The organism is Streptomyces griseoruber (genome assembly GCF_001514205.1).
GTDB classification, from domain to species: domain Bacteria; phylum Actinomycetota; class Actinomycetes; order Streptomycetales; family Streptomycetaceae; genus Streptomyces; species Streptomyces griseoruber.
This window is the reverse complement of the sequence record NZ_KQ948766.1, coordinates 29,609-55,285: the sequence shown is the minus strand read 5'-3', so window position 1 is coordinate 55,285 and position 25,677 is coordinate 29,609. Positions and strand designations below refer to the sequence as shown.

Here is a 25,677-nt window from a genome sequence, read left to right as displayed (position 1 = left end):
GGTATTGCATAGAATCCACGGCGATCACGTTCACCGGTGCTGCGCAGCGCACCGCCTTTGGGGGAAAGGCACACGGGTGCAGTCGAGCGACCATTCCATGCGTGCGGGCGGACCCGACGGCATACGCCGACGAAGGTTCCTGGGCGCCGGAGCCGTCACCTTGGGAGCCGCGGGGGCGGCCGCCGCCGGGCAGTTGCTGCCGGACAGCGCCTCGGCCTCGGTGAGCGGGGCGGCCGCCGCGGCCGGCCCGGGCGCGGAGGTGAGCGGCACGGTCTTCAAGCTCGGCGTCGCCTCCGGAGATCCCCTGCCCACCGCGATCGTGCTGTGGACGAGGGTGCTGCCCGCGACCCAGGGCAGCTCCGGCATCCTGCCGCCCACGGTGGCCGTGACCTGGGAACTCGCCTCGGACAGCGGCTTCACCACCATCGTCGGGAGCGGTACGGCGACGGCGAGCGCCGGCCTCGGCCACAGCGTCCACGTCGACGTCACGGGCCTGACGCCGGCCACCGACTACTGGTACCGGTTCAAGGCGCTGGACCGCACCTCCCCCACCGGCCGCACCCGGACCGCCCCCGCCGCCGGCAGCACCCCCGAGAACATGCGGATCGCGCTCGCCTCCTGCCAGAACTGGCAGCACGGCTACTTCACCGCCTACCGGGACATGCGCGAACAGCAGCCGGACCTGGTGCTGTTCGTCGGCGACTACATCTACGAGAGCTCCGCGTACTCGTACCGCGTGCGCCGTCACGAGGGCACCGGCCAGCCCGTCACGCTCGCCCAGTACCGTGCCCGCCACGAGCAGTACAACACCGACCCGGACCTCCAGGCGATGCGCGCCGCCGCCCCGTTCGTCGTCGTCTTCGACGACCACGAGGTGGAGCAGGACTGGGCGGGTGACGTGGCGAACGACCCGGTGGCCTGGCCCACCGCCAAGTTCCTGGCCCGCCGTGCCGCCGCCTTCCAGGCCTTCTACGAGCACATGCCGATCCGGACCGCGCAGAAGCCCAGCGGCCCGGACGTCCGGATGTACCGCTCCCTCGACTTCGGCACCCTGGCCCGGCTGCACGTCCTGGACACCCGGCAGTACCGCGACGACCAGGCGACCACCGACGCCGGTGCCCTGAAGGACGGCCGCGTCATCATGGGCGACACCCAGCGGGACTGGCTGGTGAACAGCATGAGCAGCTCCGGCGCCCGCTGGAACCTGGTCGCCTCCCAGGTGATGATGGCCGAGACCGACTTCCTGGCGGGGGTCGGCAAGGAGTGGTCGTACGACGCCTGGGACGGCTACCAGAAGGAACGCGCCGCCCTGCTCGCCGAGTTCCAGGGCATCCGCAACCCGGTCGTGCTGTCCGGTGACCGCCACCGCACCATCGTCAGCGACCTCAAGCTGGACTTCGACGACCCGGACTCGGCCGTGGTCGGCGCGGAGTTCGTCGGGACGTCGATCTCCAGCAGCGGCGACGAGGACCTGACCGCCTTCGCCGCCGAGTGGGCGCCCAAGCTGGCGGACAACCCGCACTGGAAGATGATCGACGCCCGGCGCGGCTATCTGCTCCTCGACATCACCGCCGACGGCATCGACGCCCGGCTGCGGGCGATCTCCACGGTGCTCACGAAGAACGGCACGACCACGACGGCCGCGACCTTCCGGGTGGAGGACGGGGTGCCGGGCGTGTACCAGGTGGGGGTGGCGAGGGAGACGGCCGCGAGCGCGGAGGAGTCACCGGCCGAGGCGGACGGGACGACGGCCGCCGCGACACCGACCGAGTCCGCGACGCCTTCCGCCCCCTCCTCCCCGGACGGGGCGACGGCCACGGTGGACGCGACCGCCGACACCAGCCCCGCGACGACCCCTGACCCGACCTCTGACACCTCCACCGCCCCCGAAGCCTCCACCACCCCCTGACCCTCCGGGAGAGCATGTGTTCACCCTCCGATCCCGGCGGCGCGAGGCAGGCACCGAACGCCGTTCCGGTCGTCGCCGCCCCCGCGCCAGGAAGGCTTCGGCGCTGGCCGGCACGGTGGCGGTGCTGGCGGCGGGCGTCTTCGTCCTGTCGCCCGGCGACGCGGACGCGACCGCTCCGGCGCGCGGCGACTTCGACGGGGACGGCACGTCCGACCTGGTCTACCGCAATGTGGCGGGCCAGTTGTACGTCAACACCGGCGCGGCCGAGACGATGGCCCTCGACACGGACGTGGCCAAGGTCAAGGACGTCCTGACCCCGGGCGACCTCGACTCGGACGGCGTCCAGGACGTGCTGACCCTGAGCCCGACCGGTGTGCTCTCCTTCCACTCGGGTGTCTACGCCCGCACCCCCGGCGGCCTGGGCTCGTACCGTACGGTCGCGTCCGGCTGGCAGATCTACAACAAGGTCCTCGCCCCGGGGGACCTGAACGGCGACGGCAAGGCCGACCTGCTGGCCCGCACCCCGGCCGGCACCCTCTACTACTACCCGGGCAAGGGCACCGGCGCCTTCGGCAGCCGGGTGACGGTCGGGACGGGCTGGCAGCAGTACGACGAACTGATCGGCGCCGGTGACCTCAACGGCGACGGCGTCGGCGACGTCCTGGCCCGCACTCCGGCCGGGGTCCTCTACCGCTACACGGGCAAGAAGGGCGGCACCTTCAACGCCCGGGTCAAGGACGCCAAGACCGACTGGGCCTCGTACAGCCAGATCATCGGCGGCGGCGACTGGGACGGCAACGGCAGGACCGACCTGCTGGCCCGGGACTTCGCCGGCCAGCTCTGGTTCTACGCCGGCACCGGCACCGGCACCTTCGGCACCAAGGCCGCCCGCAGCAAGGGCTGGGGCAAGGTGACGCAGTTCGCGGGGGCGGGCAACAACCCGCACTACGGCAAGTACGGCGCGCTGGCCCGTACGTCGGCAGGGGCGGTCTACAGCTACCAGGTGACCGGCACCGGCACCCTCACCAGCAGACTCCTGGTCGGCACCTCCTGGCCCGCCGCCACCACCCGCCTGTCCTACGCCGTCTCCCTCCGCCAGAACGGCCTGGCCGACCTGGTCGTCCATTCCGTGAGCACGGGCAAACTGACCAACCCGGCGTACTACGCGCTCTCGGACCCCACCCTCGCCACGGGCTCCACCTCCTACAACCGGATCGTGGGACCGGGCGACGTGACCGGCGACGGCAAGGGCGACCTGCTGGCCGTCACCACCTCCGGCATCCTCTACCTCTACCCGGGCGACGGCACCGGCACCTCGGTCGCCTCCCGCGTCAAGATCAGCACCGGCTGGCAGGGCTACAACACCCTGGTCGGCGCGGGCGACTTCACCGGCGACGGCCGCCCCGACCTGCTGGCCCGGGACACCTCCGGCACCCTGTGGCGTTACGCGGGCACGGGCTCCGCCGCCGCCCCCTTCTCCGCCCGGGTGAAGGTGGGCACGGGCTGGCAGACCTACAAGAAGGTGTTCTCCCCGGGCGACGCCAACGGCGACGGCAAGGCCGACCTGATGGCCACGACGTCCGCCGGCGCCCTGTACTTCTACGCCGGCACGGGGACGGGGGGCTTCACGGCACGGGTGAGCAAGGCCAGCAGCGGCTGGGGCAGTTGGACGGACCTGCTCTGACGGCGGATCCGAGGTGCCGGAATTCGGCACCGGCGATCACCGCTGATTCCTTTTCCGTCTCATCGCACGTTGCGATCGCCCTGGTCGGTGGAGGGGCGGCGGGCGTTTCCCCGCTGTGATTCGGCTATACGGGTGAGAGTATGGAGCGCGAGTGTCTCGGAGACGGCCGATGTGAGAGAAGCCATGCTGAAGATTCTGATCGCCGAGGACATGGTGATGTTACGCCGAGCGCTGGCCGAACTTCTGTCGTTGGAAAGCGATTTCGATGTGGTGGCCGAAGTCGATCGCGGCGATGAGATCGTCCCGAAGGCGCGCGCACTGCGACCGGATGTGGCCGTACTCGACATCGGTCTTCCCGGTATGGACGGCATCACCGCCGCCGCCGCGCTCTGTACCGCCGTACCCGACTGCCGGATCCTCATGCTCACGGGGCTCGGCAATCCCAGCACCCTGCGCCGGGCGCTGGCCTCCCGTGCCACCGGATTCCTGTGCAAGGACGCCAACCCCGCCCAACTCGTCGGTGCCATAAGGGCGGTGGCCGCCGGGAAGCGGGTCGTCGATCCCCAGCTGGCGGTCGCGGCGCTCGAAGAGGTGACGCAGCCGCTGGCCCCGCGTGAACTGGAGGTCCTCCGGCTCGCCGCCGCGGGCGAGGGCACCGAGGCCATCGCCGGCCGGCTGTTCCTCTCCACGGGGACGGTGCGGAACTACCTGAGCAGCGCCGTGGTCAAACTGGGCGCCCGCAACCGGATGGACGCGGTACGGATCGCCCGTGAGGGTGGCTGGATCTGACGCGCTCAGGCCACGGTCGCGGAGTCGTGCATCCCTCTGCCGGAGGGGTGCAGGGGCCGGACGAGCCAGTGCCTGGGCGCGGCTGTCTTCGCCGGGAGCGGGACGACCGCCGTCAGGGAGAACCACTTCCCGTCCGTGACCTCCGCGGTGAGCCGGCCCTCCACCGCCTCGACGCGGTCGCGGAGGTTGTTGAGGCCGCTTCCCGGCCGGGCGTCGCTGAACGCGGCGGCCGGGCAGTCGTCGAGTCCGTCGTTGGTCACCGTCAGTCTGACGGCGCCCTGTTCGCGGTGCAGCCGGACGACGCAGGTGCCGACCCTGCTGTGCCGCAGCATGTTGGTGACCCCCTCGCGCAGCACCGTCGCCAGGGTGGTCTCGATGTCGGACGGCAGCGGCCCGGCGCTGCCCCGGACCTGGGCGTGCACGCCCAGGTTCCTGAGGGTGGCGAAGAGGGTGTCGACCTCGGTGGCCAGCGACATCGCGCGGTAGGTCTGGGAGACGGCCCGGACGTCGATCAGGGCCCGCTGGGTGGTTTCCAGGATCTCCGTCAGTTCCTGGTGCAGACGGGCGTGTTTGGAGGGCGGCAGCCGCCGTGCCAGTTCGCTCTTGAAGGCGATGGTGGTCAGGCTCATGCCCAGCAGATCGTGCAGATCGCGTGAGAAGCGCAGCCGTTCGGCCTCCACGGCCATCCGGGTGAGCTCGGCGGAGGTGTGGTGGGCGTCCTGGACGAGACGGGTCAGCTCGGAGAGCCCGAACACCACCAGGCCGGTCAGCGTGGTCGCGACCGTCCCGTAGCCGAGCGAGCCACGGCCCACTCCGCTCTCCAGCACCAGCAGGCTGGACGATCCCACGATCGCCGCGAACGGCAGCCACCTCCAGCGGGGCGGCAGCACGAGCAGCGCGGAACCGGCGAGGGCGCCCGGTGTGGCGAGCCAGGCGTCGGCGAAGGTGAGGAAGGGCAGATAGGTGAGCAGGGCCTGGAGTCCGAAGGTCCAGTACCGCCGGCGGGTCAGCCGGGGAGACAGGTACCCGAAGGAATGGGTCAGTTGGAGGCCGTAGACGAGCAACAGGGTCACGATGCCCGCGGTGAACCTGACCGGTGAGAGATGGTCGTCCAGCAGATAAGCGACGGCGACCCCGAAAAAGGCCACGAGGACCGCGATCGTGATGGCGCTGGAGGTGCCGAGGGCGAGGTGTCTGCTTCTCGCGTCGTCATGTTCGGTGCGCAGACCCTTGTGCTGGGCAGAACCTCGCATCTCTCCTCTTCCCCCCGGGAGAACCGAACGAGTCAATGAGTCAGGTTGTGCCGCGCGCAATCCTCTCATGGCATCGTACGGGAGTGCGGAAAACGTAATTGTTGCAATCCCCTTGCCGGGGGAGACCGTTCTGGGTGCGGAAAGGTTTACTCGTTTGCGTAAAAGAAATAGGAAGACCTCATTCCGTTACAGGTGCAGCGGCAGCGGATTGAGATCCGCGTAGTCCGTCGGCCGGGTGAGCCGGCCGAGCGCGACGGGTACGTCGAACAGCCGGCCGGGGCCGAATCCCGCCCAGTGCGGGCGCAGACCGGGGATCAGCACCTTGGCGACGGGCAGTTCCACATCGGGGCGGGTCTGGTCGAGGACGAGGACGTCGAGGCCGTGCCGGCGCAGCAGCGCGACCAGGGCGTGGACCTGTGCCGCGGCGTCGGCGGGCGGTCGCGGAGCCGCGGGCGGCCGGGTGGACCGGCGGGCCGCGGGCAGCAGATAGGGCTGGTTGGCGGTGGTGGCGTGCCGGAACCAGGCCACGGCCTCCGGGTCGGTGCCGGTGTACGCGGAGGACCCGTCGGCCGGTACCCCGGTCAACGGCGGCAGCATCTGGTTGAGTTCGGTGAGCGCCCGGCGCAGCGCGATCCGGGGGTCGAAATGCGCGCCGAAGCCCAGCACGATGTCCTCGGCCTTCTTCCCGGTCCGGGCCGACACTGCGGCGACCACGGGAATGCCGAGATCGGAGGTGAGATCGAGGGCCCACACCGTCCGGCCCAGATCCCTGAGGACGGCCCGCATCCGGGCGATCCACGGATCCCGCGGCTCCAGGGTCACGCCGGGCTGCCGGGTGCGGTTGTACCACCACAGCGCGACCGCGTCCCGCTCCACCAGTTCCAGACAGCCGTGGACGATGGCGTCCTCCAGACTGGTGCCGGCGGCGGCCCCGTTGGAGGTGGCCCGGCAGAATCCGGTGCCCGCGTCCGGGGCGTTGTAGTAGAGCAGACTCGTCGGCGCCAGCCGCCGGCGTCGCTCGGTCAGCGACCAGACGGGCGTCCAGTCGAGGGGAGCGTCCTCGTCGAAGGGCTCGGTCACCTGGTGGAAGGGCCCGTGCGCGCGGTTCCAGGCCACCCGGTCCTCGAACTGCCGCCGGTCGAAGAGCTGGACCCCGTCCGGATGGACGGCCAGCGGCGCCAGTTCGCGGTAACTGCCGTGCCGGCGCGGCTCGTCGCCCTGGTAGTAGCCGCTGTACCGCTCCAGCGCCTCGGCCAACGCGCTCACCCTGGCGTGGAGTTCGGTCACGCCCTTGCCGGAGCCGGGGCTGCGCAGCGGGGTGTGCAGCGGGGGCGGCGGCCGCTCGGGAGCCCAGGGCGGCTGGGCACCCGCGTGGAAGCAGTTGAGGAACTCCGGTCCCCGAGGGTCCCGGCGGATCTCGCCCACGAGACCGGTGACGGGGTCCACGAGGTGCCCGTAGCGCTCCAGCATCCGGTCCGGACCGAACGTCCGGTGGCCCCCGCCCGTGGTGTCCCGCACCGGCCGGGGGGACAGCACGACCGGAGCCGAGACCCGGTCGCGCACCAGCAGCGGATCACCGCAGCGGGAGCACTGCGGGCGGCGCCGCACGGGATGGCGGCTGCTCTCCAGCGTGCGGGTGTCCAGCCGCCACAGGCTGCCCTGCTCGGTGCTCCGGTGCCCGGCGAGCCACTTTCCGGCCTCCAGCAGGGCCAGATGCAGGGCCGCCGTACGCCCCGCGGGCAGGTACGACGGCCGGTGCGCTGCGGGCCCGCTCTGCCCGAGCCGGTGCTGGACGTACGCCTCGCCGCGCCGGCGCAGCCGGAGCCGGTCCGCGAGACAGCTCCAGCAGGGGCCCTCCCCCGGGGAGAAGAAGGGCCCGATCCACAAGTGGGTGCCACTGGCCCGTACCGGAAGCCAGGTACGTCCCGCGGCACGGTGCTCCGCGTCCACGGCGCCCAGCCGCGGATCGAGGTAGTCGTGGCACAGCGCCAGGGTCAGGTCGGCCGGCTCGCCCGCGGCCGCGGTGCGCAGCCCCGCCGCCAGGACGGCCTCGTGCAGCCCGCCCCCCGCGCCCTCGGTGAGGTCGACCGCGGCCAGCAGCGCGTCCCGGCCGGCGCCGGGCCGCGCCTGCAGGCCGGTGAGGGCCCAGTAGGCACGCTCGGGTCCGTCGGATTCGTCCGGCGGATAGGCGTGCAGCAGGCCCGCGTCCAGCAGCCTGGTCACGAGCCGTTCGGTGCTGTCGGCCGACAGCGCGGGGGCCGCGTCGGCGACGATGCGGGGCAGATCACGGCTGCCGTCGAGCAGCGGGGCCAGGAGGGCGACCTGCCCTCCGGCCAGCGTGGTCACCCGGTCCTCCGTCATCAGGAAGACGGGCTCCCCCGGCACCGATTCGACCCGCAGATGCGGTGCGAATCCCAGCCGGGGGAGCCCGTGGTCCGGGACCGGACGGCTCATCGAGACGTATGACCCCCGTCCGTGGCGGACGGGACGCCGGGCGAGGAGGTCCAGCAGATACAGATACGGCCGTCGGGGAACTCCGCGGGGTCGTGACCGAACTCGGTGATCACGAGATCGTCGACGGCCCTCGCGGTGGCCGCGTCACCGTCCGGCAGGGGCGTGATCCGTGACATGTGTGCTCCTTGTCGCTGTCGACTGCCTGCTCCGTGGGGTGCGTCGGACCGGGGCCGGCCCTGCGCCGCGCCGCCATCCTTTCGGGGCCCGGCGGGGGGATACCAGTGCGTCACGCACAGGGACCATATGAGGTTTACACATCTTGCGCATACGTTTCTCCTATGCCTGTCCGGGACCACGGCACTGGTTGACGGTCGAAGCAGCCAGCGAGACTCCATGAGCAAGGAGCTCTTCGCGGTGCTCCGCCGACCACATGGCCGACCACATGGGGGAGACAGACGTGGACATATGGTTGCTGGGACCGCTGACGGCCGAGGTGCGGGGCCGCTCGATCGTGCCGACCGCCGCCAAACCCCGCCAGATCCTCGCGCTGCTCGCGATCCACGCCAACCGGGTCCTGCCCGTCGGGACCCTGATGGAGGAGATCTGGGGCACCGAGCCACCACAGAGCGCACTCGCGACCCTGCACACGTACATCCTCCAGCTGCGCCGACAGCTCACCGCGGCCTACGGCTCCGACGGCGGGGTGTCCGCCAAGGACGTCCTCGTCACCCAGTACGGCGGCTACTGCTGGCAGGCGCCCGAGGACGCCGTCGACGTACCGCGCTACGAGCAGCTGGTCGCCGCGGGACGCCTCGCCACCGCCGAGGACCGGCACGAGAAGGCATCGGCGTACTTCCGTGAGGCACTGGCGCTGTGGCGCGGGTCCGCGCTGGTCGACGTGCGGATAGGGCCCGTGCTGAGCATCGAGGTGGCCCGGCTGGAGGAGAGCAGGCTCGGCGTGCTGGAGCGGTGTCTGGAGGCGGATCTGAGGCTGGGACGCCACGCGGAACTGCTGGCCGAGCTGATCGAGCTCACCGGACGCCATCCGCTGCACGAGGGCCTGCACGCCCAGTGCATGACGGCGCTGTACCGGGCGGGCCGCTCCTGGCAGGCACTCGACGTCTACCAGAGGCTGCGCCGCCGGCTCGCGGAGGAACTGGGGCTTTCGCCGTCCCCGCGCCTGCAGCGTCTGCAACAGGCGGTGCTCGCGGCGGAGCCGTGGCTGGACGTGCCCAGGTGCGGGGAGGACGTGATGCTCGACCGGATGATCGGCTGACCGCCCCCGGGCGGCTCAGCCGTTCTTGGCGACGAACTCGACGATGGACTCCCGCATGTAGTCGGTCATCTCCTCGGTGATGCCCGGGTACACCCCGATCCAGAAGCTCTGCTCGGTGATGATGTCGGAGTTGCGCAGGTCTCCCGCCACCCGGTGCGGGGTGCCGAGATACGCCGGGTGCCGGGTGAGGTTGCCGCCGAACAGCCGCCGGGTGCCGATGCGCCGCTCCTCCAGGAAGGCGATCAGGTCGCGACGGGTGTACGTGGCGTCGGGCAGGACCGTGATGACGAAGCCGAACCAGCTCGGGTCACTGCCCGGCGTCGCGGTGGGCAGCAGCAGACCCGGGACGTCCGCGAGCCCGTCGCGCAGCCGCTGCCAGTTGCGCCGGCGGGCCGCGCCGAACTCCGGGAGCTTCTTCAACTGGCTGAGCGCCAGGGCCCCTTGCAGGTCGGTCGCCTTCAGGTTGTACCCGATGTGCGAGAAGATGTACTTGTGGTCGTAGCCCTTGGGCAGATCACCGAGCTGGTAGTCGAACCGCTTGAGGCAGGTGTTGTCCTCGCCCGGCTCGCACCAGCAGTCCCGGCCCCAGTCGCGGAACGACTCCACGATCCGGGCCAGTTCGAGGTTCCTGGTCAGTACGCACCCGCCCTCGCCCGTCGTGATGTGGTGCGCGGGGTAGAAGCTGACGGTGGCGAGGTCCCCGAAGGTGCCCGTCATACGCCCCTGGTAGGTCGAGCCCACGGCGTCGCAGTTGTCCTCGATCAGGAACAGCTCGTGATCGGTGGCCAGTTGCTGGATCTCCGCCACCTCGTAGGGGTTGCCGAGGGTGTGCGCGATCATGATGGCCCGGGTGCGGTCCGAGATCGCCGCCCGGACGCGTTCCGCCGTCGTGTTGTAGGTGCCGAGTTCGAGGTCCACGAACACGGGCGTGAGACCGTTCTGGAAGATCGGGTTCACCGTCGTGGGGAAACCGCCGGCCACCGTGATCACCTCGTCGCCCGGGCGCAGCCGCTGATCGCCGAGCCGGGGGGAGGTCAGCGCCGAGAGCGCCAGCAGGTTCGCCGAGGACCCGGAGTTCACCAGGTGCGCCTTGCGCACGCCGATGTGACGGGCGAACCTGCTCTCGAAGCGCCGGGAGTGCGCCCCGGCCGCGATCCGCAGATCCAGGGCCGCCTCCACCAGGGCGACCCGGTCCTCCTCGTCCAGGACCGCCCCCGAGGAGAGGATCGGTGTCACTCCCGGCTCGAAGTTCCCCGGCTGCTGCTGCCGGTGGTACTCGCGGACCTGCTCCAGGACCAGGGCCTTGGTGTCGGATGTCATAGCCGTCCCTCCGGTAAGGATTGCCTCGGGACCATGCTCGCGCCGCTCGGTCGAGGAGCCATGGAGTCCCCGCGGAAAGCCCCCGCTCCAGCGGGCTTCCAGGGGCTTTCGACCTGCTCCGCCTAGCTTGTGTCGGCGACGTATCCGACAGGTGAGGTGGCAGATGCCCGAGGACACTCCACGACCGGTACTCCGCATGGGGGTTCTGGGCTGCGCCGACATCGCGGTGCGCCGGATCCTGCCCGCGCTCGTGGAGCACCGGTCGGTGCGGCTGGTGGCGGTGGCGAGCCGGGACGGGGCGCGGAGCGAACGGCTCGCGGCCCGGTTCGGCTGCGCGGCGGTGTCCGGCTACCGGGCACTGCTGGACCGGGACGACATCGACGCGGTCTATGTGCCGCTGCCACCGGGCATGCACCACGAATGGGTCGCGGCGGCGCTGACCGCCGGCAAGCACGTCCTGGTGGAGAAGCCGCTCAGCACCACGTACGCGCAGAGCGCCGAACTCGTGGCGATGGCCGATCGTCTCGGTCTGGCGCTCACCGAGAACTTCATGTTCCTGCACCACTCCCAGCACGCGGCGGTACGGGACATGGCGGGCGAGGTCGGTGAGCTGAGGGTCTTCTCCAGCTCCTTCGGGGTGCCGCCGCCCCATCCGGCGTCCTTCCGGCACGACCCGCTGCTCGGCGGCGGCGCCCTGCTGGACGTGGGGGTCTATCCGCTGCGCGCGGCCCAGCTCCACCTCGCCGGGGAACTCGACGTCCTCGGCGCCTGTCTGCGCGTCGACGAGGCCACCGGTGTCGACGTCGCGGGAAGCGCGGTGCTCTCCACCGCGAGCGGGGTGACCGCACAGCTCGACTTCGGATTCCAGCACTCCTACCGGTCCGTGTACGCCCTGTGGGGCAGCCGGGGCAGGATCAGCGTGCCGCGCGCCTTCACACCGCCGCGGGAGCACCGCCCGGTGGTCCGCCTCGAACAGCAGGACCGGATCACCGAGGTGACCCTCTCCGCCGACCACCAAGTGGGCAACGCGCTCGACGCCTTCGCGGCAGCGGCCCTGTCGGACACCGGGCGGCCCGCCCTGGGAGAGGCACTGCTGCGCCAGGCCCTCCTCGTCGAACAGGTACGCAAGGCCGCGAGGGTCGTCACCTGCTGAGCCCCCACGGCACGGGGAGGGCCTTGCCGAGCGCTGGTGGCGCGGGGGCGGGTGGTGCCGAGCCTGCGTGGCGCGGGGGCGGGTGGTGCCGAGCCTGCGTGGCGCGGGGGCGGGTGGTGCCGAGCCTGCGTGGCGCGGGGGCGGGTGGTGCCGAGCCTGCGTGGCGCGGGGGCGGGTTCTGCTGAGTGCTGGTGGCGCGGGGCGGGTCCTGATGAGCCCCCCCCGCGGCACGCGGACGACCCGGGCGCCGGGTGCGCGACTGGGGCGGGCCTTCCATGCCACGCCGTGGCTTCTCGGGAGGTGTTGACGGCGGTACGGGCACGGGCGACGGCGAGGCCTACGACACCGGTGGACCCGGTCGAGGGTGGCGTGCCCCCTTCAGGCGACGCGCGCCGTTCCGCCCGGCCCACGACGGCACCCCCCGTTCCCCCCGACCACCCCGGCCCCCGACGGTGAGAGTCGGTTCCGTCGGGGGCCGGGGGATCCTGGGTGGGGACGGGTCAGGCTCGGGTGGCGGGTTCTGGGTGGGGGAGCGGGTGGGTGCGGTGCCAGTCGACGACCTCGCGCAGGCCGTCGTCCAGGGAGCGCAGCGGGCGGTAGCCGAGTTCCGTACGGATCTTCGTGTCGTTCACCGCGTAGCGAAGGTCGTGGCCCTTGCGGTCCGGTACCCGGCGGACCCTGGACCAGTCCGCGCCGCACAACTCCAGCAGCTTCGACGTCATCTGTCGGTTCGTGAGATGCGTACCGCCGCCGATGTTGTAGATCTCTCCGGCCCGGCCGCCGGTCAGCACCGCGTGCACGGCACGGCAGTGGTCGTCCACGTGCAGCCACTCCCGGACGTTGCTGCCGTCCCCGTACAGCGGCACCGTCCGGCCGGCCAGCAGCTCGGTGACGAACAGCGGGATGAGCTTCTCCGGATGCTGGCGCGGGCCGTAGTTGTTGGCGCACCGCGTGATGCGTACGTCGAGCCCGTGCGTGCGCCAGTACGACCGCGCGACGAGGTCGCTGCCCGCCTTCGACGCCGCGTAGGGCGAGTTGGGCAGCAGCGGCTCCTCCTCCGTCCAGGTGCCCTCGGCGATGGACCCGTAGACCTCGTCCGTCGAGATGTGCACGAAGGTGCCGACCCCGCAGCGCAGGCTCGCCTCCAGCAGCGCCTGGGTGCCCAGCACATTGGTGCGGACGAACTCCGCGGCCCCGGTCAGGGAGCGGTCGACGTGGGTCTCGGCCGCGAAGTGCACCACCGCGTCGTGACCGGGGAACACCTCCAGGAGCGCGTCGAGGTCGCGGATGTCGACACGCCGGAAGTCCAGCCGGGGGTCGTCCAGCGGCAGGTTGTCCGTGTTCCCCGCGTACGTGAGCAGGTCGACGACCGTCACCCGGCCGGGCCGGGGTCCGGGCAGGCCGCCGGCCAGCAGGGAGCGCACATAGTGGGAGCCGATGAAACCGGCACCGCCGGTGATCAGGACGCGCATGGTGTGGACGCACCTCCGGGACGCCGACGCCCGTGGGCGCGGTGCTGGGCGGTCAGCCGCTCCAGTACGGGCACGACCTCCGCCGGAGTCGGATCGGACTCGGCCTCGGTCCGCAGCCGGGCGGCGGCCGAGGCGAACGAGGGCTCCTCCAGGAGCCGTACGAGCCTGCTCCGCAGCCCCTCCACCGTCACCTCGTGGGAGGGGAGGTGGAGACCGGCGCCCAGTTCCTGCTGGCGGCGCGCCCGCTCGATCGCGTCCCAGATCCAGCCCATGGCGATCTGCGGCACCCCCTCGACGAGCGCCGTCGACCAGGTCCCGGCACCGCCGTGGTGCACGATGGCCGCACAGGTCGGCAGCAGCGCGTGCAGCGGAACGTGGTCCACCAGGCGCACATTGTCCGGGACATGGGACAGCAGCGCCCGCTCCTCGGCGTCGAGGGTGGCCACCACCTCGATGTCGAGCCCCTCGATCGCCTTGAGGACCAGGTCGACCGGGACCGCGTTGGGGAACTCGGAGGTCCGGGCCGTGAGCCCCAGGGTGACGCACACGCGGGGACGCTCCGGCGGAACCCGGAGCCAGTCGGGCACGACGGCGGGCACCGGCCCGTTGTACGGGATGTAGCGCATGCCCACGGTCGGCCGGTCCGACGGCGGCCGGAAGCTGCGCGGCACCTGGTCCACCGACCACTGCCCCGTCACCGCCTCCTCGTCGAAGGGCACGCCGTACCGGCCGAGTGTCCACTGGAGCCACTGGCCGACGGAGTCCTCGGGGTGCGGCGCCCGCACCCCGTCCGCGTCGGTGGGACCGGGACCGAGCTGGTCGAGGAAGGCCCGCCGCATCGACAGGAACAGGTCGGGGAAGGACAGCAGCCGCGCGTGGGCGGCGCCCGTCATCTTCGCCGCCACCGCGCCCGCGAAGGTGAACGGCTCCCAGAGGACGAGGTCCGGCTCCCAGGCGCGGGCGAACGCGACGAGCTCGTCGACCATCGGATCGTCGTTGACCAGGGTGAAGAAGGTGGCGGTCATCATCGTGTCCCAGCCCTTGAGGAAGGCGGGGGTGAGCTGACCGGGGGCTTCGGGGTCCAGCGACTGGTTGGCGTGGTGGGAGAGCACGGAGTCGCCCACGCCCTTGACCATCTCGTCGAGGCCGGGGTCGGTGCCCACGGGGACGGCGGTCAGTCCGGCCGCCGTGATGCTCCCCGTCAGCGCGGGCTGGCTCGCCACCCGTACCTCGTGCCCGGCGGCCCGCAGCGCCCAGGCGAGCGGTACGGACCCGTTGAAGTGCGCGTCCATCGCGAAGGACGTCAGCAGAACCCGCATGGTCGGTCCTTTCCCTTCCGTCACGCGGAGCCGGTCAGGGAGAACCGCAGCACCCCGCCCAGGACGGGGGACCGCATCCGCCGCTGGACGCCGTCGGCCGGCGCCAGCCGGGGGTGGCGCTCCCGCAGGGTGCGTACGGCGGTCTCCGCCTGGAGCCGGGCGAACGCCCCGAAGAGGGAGGTGTGCGGGCCGGACAGCGACAACTGCCCCTGCCCCGCGGGCCGGGTGAGGTCGAAGTGGTCCGGGGCCAGGAACACCTCGGGATCCCGGTTGGCCGCGCCGACGTGGACGACGACCTGGGCCCCGGCGGGGATGTCCTGGCCGGCGAGCGTGAGGTCCTCGGCGGCGATCCGGCTCTCCAGCCGCACCGGCGGCGCGTGGCGCAGCGTCTCCTCCACGGCCCCGGCCGAGAGGTCCGGGCTCTCGCCGAGCAGCGCCCACTGCCGGGGGTGGGCGAGCAGCGCCTCCACGGCGTTGTTGATGAGCCCGGCCGTGAGACCGACGCCCACCGCCGCGGTCAGCACACCGACCGCGAGGGCGTCCTCGGCGGGGGAGCCGGCGCGCAGCACCGTGCCGAGCAGATCGTCACCCGGATCGGCCCGCCGCGCCGCGACGAGATCGCCGACGAGGGCGCGGACGTCCTCGACCGCCTCGGTGAGCCGGCGGGTGACCACGAGCGGCTGCGGGCAGAGCGCCGCGTCGAGCGCGACCTCCAGGGCCAGGCACGCGCGGGCGAACCGGTCGTGCTGCGCCTCCGGGACACCGAGCAGCGCCGCGGCGGCCCCGGTGGCCACCGGGCGGGAGTAGTCCGCCATGAGGTCGAAGGAGGCGCCGAGTCCGTCGGCGGTCTCCTGGTGCAGGCGTTCGGCGCTCTTGCGGTGTCCGTCCGCGGCGGCCGCGCCCAGGACCGGGGCCGCCGCCCGCTCCCAGCGCGCGTGGTCGGCGCCCGACGCGTGGAGGAAGGCCCGGTCCAGCGGGATGATGTGGCACAGCAGCGGATTGCTCCAGGCGTCCGAGAAGACGTGCCGCTGGAGGCCCGGCAGGTCGGCGTGCCGCAGGCTCAGCCGCGGATCGGCCAGCACCTCGGCGGCCACCCCGTGGCGGCCGGTGACCCAGGCTCCGGCGGCGCTCTGCCACAGCGGTGTCTCCGCTTCCCTGATGCGGCGGGCCAGTGCCACCGGGTCGTCGCTCTCCGCGCGCAGGGTCAGGGCGTACGGGTCGCCGCTGGTTCCGTAGATCCAGTGGAAGCCGCGGGCGGTCAGGAGGTGACGGCCGAGTTCGCTGTCGGTCTGCTGGATCTCCTCGGCCGCCACGGGGGTCTCGGCGGTGGTCGTCTCGTCGGTCTCCGTGTGGGTCACGGCAGTCTCCTTCGGGGCGTGGTTCAGGTGAGGGACAGACCGCCGTCGACCGCGAGCACCGCTCCGGTCGCGTAGGCGGCGCGCGGGTCGGTGAGCTGGACGGCCCACCAGGCGATGTCCTCGGGGCGGCCGACCCGGCCGGCCGGGACGCGCGCGGCGATCTGCTGGAGGAAGCCCGCGTAGGCCTCCGCTGACATGCCGGACCGTTCACCGATACCGGTGTCGATCACGCCCGGCGCCAGGCCGAGGACCCGGATGCCGCGGGGCGCCAGTTCCACGGCCCAGGTCCGGGTGAGGAAGTCGAGCCCGGCCTTGGCGGCGCCGTAGACCCCGTTCTCCGGCCAGGCACGGCGGCCCAGCGCGCCGGCCGAGCCGATGTTCAGCACGGTTCCGCCGCCGTCGGCCGCGAGGGCGTCCAGGGTCTGCCGGGTGAGCAGCAGCGGGGCCAGGAGGTTGCTGTCGAGCTGGTCGCGGGCGGCCTCCCGCTTGGTCTCCGCGAGCGCGGCGAATCCGCCGGTGGCCGCGTTGTTGACCAGGACGTCGATCCGGCCGAACGCGTCCAGCGCCGCGTCGGTGACGGCCCGGGGGGTGTCCGGATCGGTGAGGTCGGCGGCGAGGACGCTGATCCGGGGGTGGCCCTCGGCGGCCGCGGCCAGGGTGGCGGGCGTACGGCCCACGACGAGTACGCGGTCGCCGCGGTCGGCGAAGGCGCGGGCCGTGGCCCGGCCGATGCCGGTGCCGCCGCCGGTGACGATCACGCCCCGGGGCGCTGTGGGGTCCTGTGCGGCGTTCATGCCCGGGACCGTAGGACGGGCCGCTCGATTCGCGGTCGACTCCCGCTACGGCCGGTCGTCACGGGTCACCACCCTTTCCCTGACCAGGAGTTCGCCGGCCTCGCGCACCAGCACGTCCCGGCAGGTGCACATCAGGTGCAGCCGGGCGGGGCCGCCCCGCGGCACGGCGATGATCGAGACCTGGCTCTCGGCGGTCAGCGCGCCGTCGTCCGCGGGGGTGACGGTGAGCATGCCGACCCAGTGCCGGTGTGTCTCGCCGGCGGCCGCCAGGCCCGCGGCGGCCTGCCGGGCGCCCTCGGTGAGGGCGGGGCGGCCGCGCACCGGCTCCGGGAGCGAGGGCGGCGCGAAGGAGCCGTCCTGCGTGAAGGTGCCGGCCCAGCTCTCGGCCTCGCCCGAGTCCAGGAGCCGCATCTGCCGTGCGTAGAAGTGCTGCACCTCGGCGTAGACGTCCGCCGGGGCCGTCGGGGCCTGTGCTGCCATGCCGTGTCCCTTCCGCCGTTCCTGTGGGCCGGGGCGGGTGCGTTCCCGGATTTCCCGTGAGGTCACGACGGTGGCAGCGGTCCCTCCAGGATCGGTCGAGCGCCGGGCGGGCGGGCGCGCGGGCCGCCGTCGAGCCAGGCTCCAACGCTTCTCAAGCCGCGCTGGTGAGCATGGGCTGGCTCGCAGGAATCCAGCGCCGGGAGGCTCGTGTGCGCATCATCGACCTGTCCTCACCCGTGGACGGGGCGGGTTTCGAACCCGATCCCGTGGTGCACGACGTCCTCGGCCCGAAGGAGGCCGCCACGCACATGAGCGAGGAGATGCGTGACCACTTCGGGATCGAGTTCGATCCGGCGGAGCTGCCGGAGGGCGAGTTCCTCTCGCTCGACCGCCTCCAGCTGACGACCCACACCGGGACGCACGTCGACGCGCCCTCGCACTACGGCACGCGCGCCTCCTACCGGGACGGTCCGCCGCGGCACATCGACGAGATGCCGCTCGACTGGTTCTTCCGGCCCGCGGTGGTGCTCGACGTGAGCGACCAGGGCACGGGCGCGGTCGGCGCCGACGTGGTGCGGCGGGAGCTGGACCGGGTCGGCCACACCCTCTCGCCCATGGACATCGTGCTGCTGAGGACCGGCGCCGACGCGTGGTCGGGGACGCAGAAGTACTTCACGGACTTCACCGGGCTCGACGGCTCGGCCGTGCATCTGCTGCTGGACCAGGGGGTCCGGGTGATCGGCACCGACGCGTTCAGCCTGGACGCCCCGTTCGGCGACATCATCACCCGCTACCGGGCGACCGGTGACCGCTCGGTGCTGTGGCCCGCCCACATGATCGGCCGGGACCGGGAGTACTGCCAGGTCGAACGGCTCGCCGGGCTCGACCGGTTGCCGGCCCCGCACGGATTCCGGGTGGCGTGCTTCCCGGTGCGGATCGCGGGCGCGGGCGCCGGCTGGACGAGGGCGGTGGCGCTGCTCGACGAGTGACCCGACGAAGGAGAAGCAGCGGCCCGGCGGACGACGCGCCCACCAGGGCGACAACGGGAGGAGACACACATGTACGGCAGGGAACTCGCGGACGTGTACGAGGCCATCTACCGCAGCCGGGGCAAGGACTGGGGGGAGGAGGCGGCGGACGTCTCCCGGCTCATCGCCGAACGCCGTCCGGGAGCCGACTCGCTGCTCGACGTCGCCTGCGGTACGGGCGCCCATCTCAGCGTGTTCGCCACGCGGTTCGAGACCGCCGAGGGGCTGGAGATCGCTGAGCCGATGCGCCGGCTCGCCGAGCAGCGGCTGCCCGGCACCACGGTGCACGCGGGCGATATGCGCGACTTCTCCCTCGGTCGCAGGTACACGGCGGTGACCTGCATGTTCTGCGCCATCGGCTATCTGGGAACGGTGGCCGACATGCGGTCCGCCATCGCGTCGATGGCCGGCCATCTGGAGCCCGGCGGCGTCCTGGTCGTCGAACCCTGGTGGTTCCCCGAGAACTTCATCGAGGGCTATGTCGCGGGTGACCTGGCCCGTGAGGAGCACCGCACCATCGCGCGGATCTCGCACACCACCCGCAAGGGCCGGGCCACCCGCATGGAGGTCCGTTTCACCGTGGGGGACGCCGCCGGTATCCAGCAGTTCACCGAGATCGACGTACTGACCCTGTTCACCAAGGAGGAGTACATCGCCGCGTTCACCGACGCGGGCTGCTCCGTGGAATTCCTGGAGGACGGCCCCACCGGGCGTGGCCTTTTCGTCGGCGTCCGCGCGTCGGGTTGACGGACGGCGGCGTCAGGACATCATTTCGCGGGCCACCGACATCACATAGCGGCCGTAGTCCGACTGGGACATCTTCTCGCCGAGCCGGTGGCAGCCATCCGCGTCGATGAATCCCATGCGCAGGGCGATCTCCTCGACGCAGGCGATCCGCACCCCCTGCCGTTCTTCGAGCGTCCGCACATACTGGGTGGCCTGGAGCAGGGATTCCGGAGTTCCGGCGTCCAGCCAGGCGAAACCGCGGCCGAGGTCGACCAGACGGGCTCGGCCGCGCGCCAGGTAATTCCGGTTGACATCGGTGATCTCCAGTTCTCCGCGCGCCGAGGGGCGGAGGTTCTTGGCGATGTCGACCACGTCGTTGTCGTACAGGTAGAGCCCGGTGATGGCGAGGTCGGAGCGGGGCCGGACCGGCTTCTCCTCCAGGGAGACGAGGCGTCCCGACGCGTCGGTCTCGCCCACCCCGTAGCGCTCCGGGTCCTCGACGGGATAACCGAACAGCACGCAGCCCTGTACGTCCCGGACATTGCTCTGGAGCAGGTCGTAGAAGTGGTAGCCGTGGAAGATGTTGTCCCCCAGGACCAGGGCCACGTCGTCGTCGCCCACGTGGTCGGCGCCGATGACGAAGGCCTCGGCCAGCCCGGCCGGCCGGTTCTGCACCGCGTAGTCGATCCGGACGCCGAGCTGGGAACCGTCGCCCAGGAGCCTGCGGAAGGACTCCAGGTCGCGCTCGGTGCAGATGAGCAGGATCTCCCTGATGTCCGCGAGCATCAGCACCGAGAGCGGATAGTAGATCATCGGTTTGTCGCCGACCGGGAGAAGTTGCTTCGAAACGGAGACGGTTATGGGATGGAGCCTTGTTCCCGAACCGCCGGCGAGAATAATCCCCTTCATGGATATATCCCTGTCCTCGATTTCTGCTCATGCTAACGGCGGGATTCTCGCGAAAGCAAGGAAGGGCAGTTCCTGGTCCAGGGATATTCGAGTGGAAATAGAGGAAAATCAAGGGTTGTGGATCGACCCGTCAATATGATGTGCTGCGAGGGGATGGTGACGCCCTGCGGCACGGCATCAGCAATGGGAGGGAAGCGAATTAATGACCACTCTCGTATGGGACTACCGGCAGGAATACGAGAACGAACGCGCCGATATTCTGGACGCGGTGGAGACGGTCTTCAGCTCGGGCCAGCTCGTCCTCGGTGACAGTGTCCGCGGCTTCGAGCAGGAGTTCGCCGGGTATCACGGCGTGGGGCACTGCGTCGGTGTCGACAACGGCACCAACGCCATCAAGCTGGCCCTCCAGGCGCTCGGCGTCGGCCCCGGGGACGAGGTCGTCACCGTGTCCAACACCGCGGCCCCCACCGTGGTCGCCATCGACGCGGTGGGCGCCACCCCGGTGTTCGTCGACATCCACCCGGACAGCTACCTCATGGACACCGGGCAGGTGGCGTCCGTCCTCACCCCGCGGACCCGGTGTCTGCTCCCCGTCCACCTCTACGGACAGTGCGTCGACCTGGCGCCGCTGGAGCGGCTCGCCGCCGAGCACGACCTGCTCCTCGTCGAGGACTGCGCCCAGGCCCACGGCGCCCGCCGCGAAGGCCGGCTCGCCGGCACCACGGGCGACGCCTCCGCCTTCTCCTTCTACCCGACGAAGGTGCTCGGCGCGTACGGCGACGGCGGCGCCGTGCTGACCTCCCGGGACGACACCCACCGCGCGCTGCGCCGGCTGCGCTACTACGGCATGGAGGAGCGCTACTACGTCGTCGGCACCCCGGGCCACAACGCCCGGCTCGACGAGGTGCAGGCCGAGATCCTGCGGCGCAAGCTGCGCCGGCTCGACACCTACGTCCAGGGGCGGCAGGCCGTCGCCCGCCGCTACGAGGAGGGGCTCGGCGACACCGACCTGGTGCTGCCGCACACCGTCCCCGGCAACGAGCACGTGTACTACGTCTACACGGTGCGCCACCCCCGGCGCGACGACATCATCAAGGCCCTCAAGGCGTACGACATCGAGCTCAACATCAGCTATCCCTGGCCGGTGCACACGATGTCCGGGTTCGCCCACCTCGGCTGCCCCACGGGCTCGCTGCCCGTCACCGAGGAACTGGCCGGCCAGATCTTCTCGCTGCCCATGTACCCGGCCCTCGCCCCGGACGTCCAGGACAAGGTGATCAGCGCGGTGCGTGACGTGCTGGACAGCCTCTGAGCCCCTGCGGCGGGCCCGGCCCGGCACACCCCGCACACACCGAAGGCCCGGCGGAGGGATCCCGCCGGGCCTTCGGTGTGTGCGTTCCGCCCCGGTGGTCAGCCGGCCGAGCGGGCCGCCTCCAGACTGCGCAGACACGCCACCAGGCTCCGGGCCTGCACATTGAGGTAGTGGCTGTGCCGGAGCAGCCGCGTCAGCTGGTCCATGGTCAGCCAGCGGTAGTCGGGGTGACCGGGGTCCTCGGGGACATCGCTGTCCACGATCAGATAGCGGTTGCGGGCATGGAAGAAACGGCCGCCCTCCTCGGAGAGCACGGCCTCGAAACGGATCCGGTCCGGCCCGGCGGCCAGCACCTCGTCGAGATGACGGGGCCGGGCGGCGGGCGGCAGCCAGCGGTAGCTCGCCGGAATGCACTGCACGGTCGGCGCCAGCTCCACGACGTCCGCGTAGCCCGGCTCGGTGCGGGCGTGCAGCAGCACGTGCGGCACCCCGTCGATCTCCCGGGTCAGGAAGGCGACGACGCCCGTGCCGCGCGGCTCGATCATCGGCTGGCGCCAGGTGCCGACCTCGCGCCCCGCGGCCGTCACGGAGACCCCGATGACGTCGAAGAAGCCCCCGCTCTCGTGCGAGTACCCCATCTCGCTGTGCCGCCACTCGTCCAGCGCGTTGAGGGCGATCCGCTCGGTGCGCACGGTGGCCAGCGAGCGGGCGCCGTTGATCCAGCTCAGCACGTCGGTCATCCGGTGCAGCGCGCCGTCCGCCCGGGAGCCGTGCGGCAGGCACGCCAGCACGGTCCTCAGGTCCATGTTGATGATGTCGTCGCGCGACAGCAGCCGGTACAACTGCCCCAGCGTGAACCAGCGGAAGCCGTCGAGGACCTCCACCTCGGCGGTCGTCTCCACCACCATGTTGCGGTTGCGCTTGCGGTAGAACCAGGCGCCCTGCTCCGACTGCCGGACGTCCGCGATCACCCGGTGCCGTGACGTGTCCCGGAAGTAGTCCAGATACGGCACGGGCCTGCCCTTGTGGACACCGGTGTAGTTGCTGCGGGTCGCCTGCACGGTGGGGGAGAGCTGGAGCCCCCCGGGATTGCCCGGTTCCGCCTTGGCCTGTATCAGGAAGTGCGGAACCCCGTCGAACTCCTTGATCAGGACGCCCAGGATGCCGACCTCGGGCTGGTCGATGATGGGCTGCACCCACGAGGGCACCGCGCCGGCCGGATCGTGCACCCGCAGACCGTGGACCGTGAAGAACTTGCCGCTGCGATGCCACAGATCACCGGTCACCGGTGTCTGGTACCACTGGTCGAGGGCGGCCAGCGGAACCCGCTCGGCCGTCGTGTAGATCCGCTTCCCGAACTCGGCGAACCAGTCGTCGAAACCGGCGGGATCGGTCGGCGGGCTCTCCGCGGCCGCCGCCGACCTGGCGATACGGGCCGTCACATCGGCCATCTGACTCCTCCTGAACTCCTCGTCATGGATGGGGGCGTACGCGGTCGTTCGGGACGGATTCAGTCGGCGGGCGTCTCCCAGGTCGCCCGCATCGCCTCGGCGAGCGCGATCCGCGGCTTCCAGCCGAGCAGTTCGCCCGCCAGCCGGATGTCGGCGAGGGTCCAGCCGCCGCCCTTGCTGGCGACCGGCCCGTCCTCGACCCGCAGCGCCTCGGGCGGCAGCCCCGAGGCGGCGACCAGCAGATCCACCAGCTCCCGCATCGCGGAGGCCTCCCCGCGGCCGATGTTGACGACCCGTGCGGTGGCCGGTGACGCCACGGCGAGGACCACGGCCTCGGCGAGGTCGCGCACATCGATGAAGTCCCGCCGCGCGTCCGCGACCCGCAGCGTCACCGGGGCACTCACGGACGCGGCCCGCAGTCTGTCGACGACCGACCCGAGGAAACTGGCCCGGGTGGTACGGGGCCCGCACACGTTCACCGCGCGCAGCACCAGCCCGTCCACCCGGCCGGCCCGGGTGCCGTCGAGCACCAGCTCGGAGCCGGCCAGCTTGGTCCGGGCGTACATCGTGGTCGGCCGGGGCTCGAGGTCCTCGCCGATGGAGCGGGGCTCGGGCACCGGACCGTACTCGTGGATGGAGCCCACATGGACCAGCCGCGGCCGCTCCGCCATCTGCGTCAGGGCGCTCAACAACCGCTCGACCAGGGTGATGTGCGCGTACTGCATCTCCTCCTCGGTCGTGCCCCAGCCGCCCGTCACATTGACCACCGCGCGCACCCGGTGCCGGGTGAGCAGCCGCGCCAGCTCGGCCGGCGGGACCGCCGCCACGTCCAGGCCGGCGAACACGTGGTCCGCCACCGAGGGACCGCCGCGCCGGGCGACGGCGAGCACCTCGTGCCCCTCGCGCGCCAGCGCGGCGCTCACACAGCGGCCGACACAGCCGCTGGCCCCGAGCACCGCGATCCGGGACCCCGCGGCCGACGGCCGGCCACCGCTCAGGGCCGCCACAGTGCGGCCTCGATCCGGCGGCACTTGTCGTACTCCGGCAGACCGCCCTCCGCCCGGACCTGCGCGAACAGCGGCGCGGCCGTGTCCCGTGCGGACAGCAGGGGCTCCACGTCCCGGGGGATCGGCAGGCCCAGCGCCGGGTCGAGCGGGGAGAGGGACATCTCGTGCTGCGCCTCGTAACTCCCGGAGAGCATGTACGACATCACCGTGTCGTCCTCCAGGGCGATGAACGCGTGCCCGACCCCGACCGGGAAGTACATGGCACCGAAGCCCTCCGGGTCCAGCACGGACGAGTCCCAGCGGCCGAAGGTGGGCGAGCCGACACGGATGTCCACCACGATGTCGATGGCACGGCCCCGGGCGCAGTACACGTACTTGGCCACGCCCGGCGGGGTGACCGTGTAGTGGATGCCCCGGACGGTGCCGCGCCGCGACTTGCTGTGGTTGGACTGCGCGACGGGGAAGAGCGGATGCCCCAGGGCCTCCACGAACGCCGGCTCCTGGTAGGGCGAGGTGAACAGGCCGCGGTCGTCCTCGAAGACGGGCGGGGTGAAGGCGTACGCGCCCTGGACGGCGAGTTCGCGGAACTTCACGGCGGAGGCCATCTACCGCTCCCCTCGGACGGCGCCGGCGCGGGAATCCCGGGGCGCGCGGTGTTCCGCGACGAGCTTCTCCAGCAGCGGAACGATGTCGTTGGGGCTCGGCGTCCCCACCATCTCCCGGCGGATCCGCGCGCAGTTCTCCGCGAACGACGGCTCCCGGAGGAGACGCAGCACGTGGTCGCGCAGGTCCTGGGCGGTGTAGTGGTCGACGTCGTGCAGGTACAGCCCCGCGCCGAACTTCTCCAGCTGCTTCGCCTTGTGGATGGTGTCCCAGACCATGTCGGGCACGATCAGCTGCGGCACCCCGTGCGCCAGCGCGGTCTGGAAGGTGCCGGAGCCGCCGTGGTGGATGATCGCGGAGCAGGTCGGCAGCAGCGCGTTCAGCGGCACGAAGTCGACGGCCCTGACGTTGTCCGGCAGCTCCATCCCGGCGAGCTGTTTGGCGTTGAGGGTGGCGACCACCTCGACGTCCAGCTCCGCCAGCGCCTCGACCAGCTCGCCGACCGAGGCACGGTCGCCGTCCAGCACCTCACGGTGGGCCACCCCCAGCGTCAGACAGACACGGGGCTTCTTCGGCGGCTCGTGCAGCCAGTCCGGGATGACGGCCTGCCCGTTGTACGGGATGTAGCGCAGCGGGACGAACGGCTGCCGCACCGGGAACCGCATCGACGGCGGCACCGGGTCGATCGTCCACTGACCGACCGCGACCTCCTCCTCGAACTCCGCGCCGTAGCGGCCGAGCGTCCAGGTCAGCCACTCGCGCAGCGGATCGTCCCGCTGCTCCGGCAGCCGCTCCGCCTGGAGGTCCAGGAAGGTCTCGCGCATCCGCCCCAGCAGATCCAGCCCGAACAGCAGCCGGGCGTGGGCGGCGCCGGTCACCCGCGCGGCCACCGGGCCCGCGAAGGACAGCGTGTCCCAGACGACCAGGTCGGGCCGCCACTCGCGGCTGAACGCGACCAGGTCGTCGATCATGCGCTCCGGGCAGGAGTTCTGGAAGGCCATCGCCGTCATCGAGGTGAACACACCGAGGACGTGGTCCCAGGTCAGCATCTCGGGACGGGTCTCGGTCATGTCCATCCCGGCTTCCGCCTGGCTCTCCATGATCTCGGCGTCGTCGCCCAGGCCCTCGTTGACCCGCTGCATCTGCTCCTCCAGGAGCAGCGGCTCCCCGACGCAGACGGCGGTCAGCCCGGTACGGGTGATGTCCTCCGCCAGATCCGGCTGGCTGGCGATCCGGACCTCGTGGCCGGCGGTCTGGAGAGCCCAGGCCAGCGGAACCTGGGCATGCATGTGGGACTTCGCGGCGAACGTGGTGAACAGGACCTTCATCGATCTCCCTTTTCGCGAGTGGTGGGGCCGGCGCTGTCCGGGGCGGCGGGCT

22 protein-coding genes are annotated in these 25,677 nt (G+C 71.7%); 8 read left to right on the top strand and 14 right to left on the bottom strand.

What is annotated here, in order from left to right; translation table 11 throughout:
* Window positions 1-97: 97 nt before the first annotated feature.
* The 3 genes from AQJ64_RS12415 (at window position 98) to AQJ64_RS12405 (ending at window position 4,382) form a co-directional block, all read left to right on the top strand.
* Window positions 98-1,909, top strand: a complete 1,812-nt coding sequence (locus tag AQJ64_RS12415; protein ID WP_211286478.1) for an alkaline phosphatase D family protein — start codon at window positions 98-100, stop codon at window positions 1,907-1,909.
* Window positions 1,910-1,925: 16 nt separating this feature from the next.
* The gene (locus AQJ64_RS12410) at window positions 1,926-3,593 is read left to right on the top strand and encodes an FG-GAP repeat domain-containing protein (protein WP_063788735.1); all 1,668 of its coding nucleotides are present in this window, start codon (window positions 1,926-1,928) and stop codon (window positions 3,591-3,593) included.
* A gap of 183 nt (window positions 3,594-3,776) precedes the next feature.
* Window positions 3,777-4,382, top strand: a complete 606-nt coding sequence (locus tag AQJ64_RS12405; protein WP_055634418.1) for a response regulator transcription factor — start codon at window positions 3,777-3,779, stop codon at window positions 4,380-4,382.
* Window positions 4,383-4,387: 5 nt separating this feature from the next.
* Here AQJ64_RS12405 and AQJ64_RS12400 read toward each other — a convergent pair whose 3' ends face one another.
* The 3 genes from AQJ64_RS12400 to AQJ64_RS12390 all read right to left on the bottom strand — a co-directional run bounded on the left by AQJ64_RS12400 (window position 4,388) and on the right by AQJ64_RS12390 (window position 8,265).
* The gene (locus tag AQJ64_RS12400; RefSeq protein ID WP_055634417.1) at window positions 4,388-5,635 is read right to left on the bottom strand and encodes a sensor histidine kinase; all 1,248 of its coding nucleotides are present in this window, start codon (window positions 5,633-5,635) and stop codon (window positions 4,388-4,390) included.
* A gap of 186 nt (window positions 5,636-5,821) precedes the next feature.
* Window positions 5,822-8,089, bottom strand: a complete 2,268-nt coding sequence (locus AQJ64_RS12395) for a TOMM precursor leader peptide-binding protein (protein ID WP_055634416.1) — start codon at window positions 8,087-8,089, stop codon at window positions 5,822-5,824.
* Window positions 8,086-8,265, bottom strand: coding sequence for a hypothetical protein (locus AQJ64_RS12390; RefSeq protein ID WP_055634415.1), 180 nt, complete (start codon window positions 8,263-8,265; stop codon window positions 8,086-8,088). Before AQJ64_RS12390 ends, AQJ64_RS12395 begins: the two co-directional genes overlap by 4 nt.
* A 281-nt stretch (window positions 8,266-8,546) precedes the next feature.
* On the opposite strand from AQJ64_RS12390, the gene AQJ64_RS12385 reads away from it, so the two are divergent.
* Window positions 8,547-9,365 (top strand): AfsR/SARP family transcriptional regulator, encoded by an 819-nt coding sequence (locus tag AQJ64_RS12385; protein ID WP_055634421.1) that lies wholly within the window; start codon window positions 8,547-8,549, stop codon window positions 9,363-9,365.
* A gap of 15 nt (window positions 9,366-9,380) precedes the next feature.
* On the opposite strand, the gene rfbH is transcribed toward AQJ64_RS12385, so the two are convergent.
* Window positions 9,381-10,685 carry a lipopolysaccharide biosynthesis protein RfbH gene (rfbH, locus tag AQJ64_RS12380; RefSeq protein ID WP_055634414.1) on the bottom strand — a complete coding sequence of 435 codons (1,305 nt, stop codon included), beginning with the start codon at window positions 10,683-10,685 and terminating at the stop codon, window positions 9,381-9,383.
* Window positions 10,686-10,881: 196 nt separating this feature from the next.
* Between rfbH and AQJ64_RS12375 the strand changes: the two genes are divergently transcribed.
* Window positions 10,882-11,838 carry a Gfo/Idh/MocA family protein gene (locus tag AQJ64_RS12375; RefSeq protein ID WP_059202621.1) on the top strand — a complete coding sequence of 319 codons (957 nt, stop codon included), beginning with the start codon at window positions 10,882-10,884 and terminating at the stop codon, window positions 11,836-11,838.
* Window positions 11,839-12,338: 500 nt separating this feature from the next.
* Here AQJ64_RS12375 and rfbB read toward each other — a convergent pair whose 3' ends face one another.
* From rfbB to AQJ64_RS12350, 5 genes are read right to left on the bottom strand one after another with little or no spacing between them, the layout of a single operon-like run.
* Window positions 12,339-13,310, bottom strand: coding sequence for a dTDP-glucose 4,6-dehydratase (gene rfbB / locus AQJ64_RS12370; protein WP_059202620.1), 972 nt, complete (start codon window positions 13,308-13,310; stop codon window positions 12,339-12,341).
* Window positions 13,298-14,629, bottom strand: a complete 1,332-nt coding sequence (locus tag AQJ64_RS12365; RefSeq protein WP_055637383.1) for an activator-dependent family glycosyltransferase — start codon at window positions 14,627-14,629, stop codon at window positions 13,298-13,300. The genes rfbB and AQJ64_RS12365 overlap by 13 nt, the downstream gene beginning before the upstream one ends.
* 20 nt (window positions 14,630-14,649) lie before the next feature.
* Window positions 14,650-15,987, bottom strand: a complete 1,338-nt coding sequence (locus tag AQJ64_RS12360) for a cytochrome P450 family protein (protein WP_055637382.1) — start codon at window positions 15,985-15,987, stop codon at window positions 14,650-14,652.
* A gap of 23 nt (window positions 15,988-16,010) precedes the next feature.
* Entirely contained in the window at window positions 16,011-16,781 is a 771-nt protein-coding gene (locus AQJ64_RS12355) for an SDR family NAD(P)-dependent oxidoreductase (RefSeq protein ID WP_206189843.1), read from the bottom strand.
* 45 nt (window positions 16,782-16,826) lie between these two features.
* Window positions 16,827-17,261 carry a nuclear transport factor 2 family protein gene (locus AQJ64_RS12350; protein ID WP_055637380.1) on the bottom strand — a complete coding sequence of 145 codons (435 nt, stop codon included), beginning with the start codon at window positions 17,259-17,261 and terminating at the stop codon, window positions 16,827-16,829.
* Window positions 17,262-17,470: 209 nt separating this feature from the next.
* On the opposite strand from AQJ64_RS12350, the gene AQJ64_RS12345 reads away from it, so the two are divergent.
* Both AQJ64_RS12345 and AQJ64_RS12340 read left to right on the top strand, forming a co-directional pair.
* Window positions 17,471-18,250 (top strand): cyclase family protein, encoded by a 780-nt coding sequence (locus tag AQJ64_RS12345; RefSeq protein ID WP_055637379.1) that lies wholly within the window; start codon window positions 17,471-17,473, stop codon window positions 18,248-18,250.
* 69 nt (window positions 18,251-18,319) lie between these two features.
* A complete protein-coding gene (locus tag AQJ64_RS12340; protein WP_055637378.1) occupies window positions 18,320-19,036 on the top strand; it encodes a class I SAM-dependent methyltransferase in 717 nt (238 codons plus the stop codon).
* A 12-nt stretch (window positions 19,037-19,048) separates the two neighbouring features.
* On the opposite strand, the gene rfbA is transcribed toward AQJ64_RS12340, so the two are convergent.
* A complete protein-coding gene (rfbA, locus tag AQJ64_RS12335; RefSeq protein WP_055637377.1) occupies window positions 19,049-19,924 on the bottom strand; it encodes a glucose-1-phosphate thymidylyltransferase RfbA in 876 nt (291 codons plus the stop codon).
* 202 nt (window positions 19,925-20,126) lie between these two features.
* Here rfbA and AQJ64_RS12330 point away from each other — a divergent pair, with 202 nt between their 5' ends.
* Window positions 20,127-21,236: a DegT/DnrJ/EryC1/StrS family aminotransferase gene (locus AQJ64_RS12330; protein WP_055637376.1), complete on the top strand. Its 1,110-nt coding sequence runs from the start codon at window positions 20,127-20,129 to the stop codon at window positions 21,234-21,236.
* Window positions 21,237-21,334: 98 nt separating this feature from the next.
* On the opposite strand, the gene AQJ64_RS12325 is transcribed toward AQJ64_RS12330, so the two are convergent.
* The 4 genes from AQJ64_RS12325 to AQJ64_RS12310 are packed head-to-tail and all read right to left on the bottom strand — an operon-like array spanning window position 21,335 to window position 25,625.
* Entirely contained in the window at window positions 21,335-22,687 is a 1,353-nt protein-coding gene (locus AQJ64_RS12325) for an NDP-hexose 2,3-dehydratase family protein (RefSeq protein ID WP_055637375.1), read from the bottom strand.
* Between the two features lie 59 nt (window positions 22,688-22,746).
* The gene (locus AQJ64_RS12320; RefSeq protein ID WP_240512880.1) at window positions 22,747-23,694 is read right to left on the bottom strand and encodes an NAD-dependent epimerase/dehydratase family protein; all 948 of its coding nucleotides are present in this window, start codon (window positions 23,692-23,694) and stop codon (window positions 22,747-22,749) included.
* Window positions 23,682-24,299, bottom strand: coding sequence for a dTDP-4-dehydrorhamnose 3,5-epimerase family protein (locus AQJ64_RS12315; protein ID WP_055637374.1), 618 nt, complete (start codon window positions 24,297-24,299; stop codon window positions 23,682-23,684). Before AQJ64_RS12315 ends, AQJ64_RS12320 begins: the two co-directional genes overlap by 13 nt.
* On the bottom strand, window positions 24,300-25,625 hold the full coding sequence (locus AQJ64_RS12310) for an activator-dependent family glycosyltransferase (protein ID WP_055637373.1): 1,326 nt from the start codon (window positions 25,623-25,625) through the stop codon (window positions 24,300-24,302).
* Window positions 25,626-25,677: the final 52 nt, after the last annotated feature.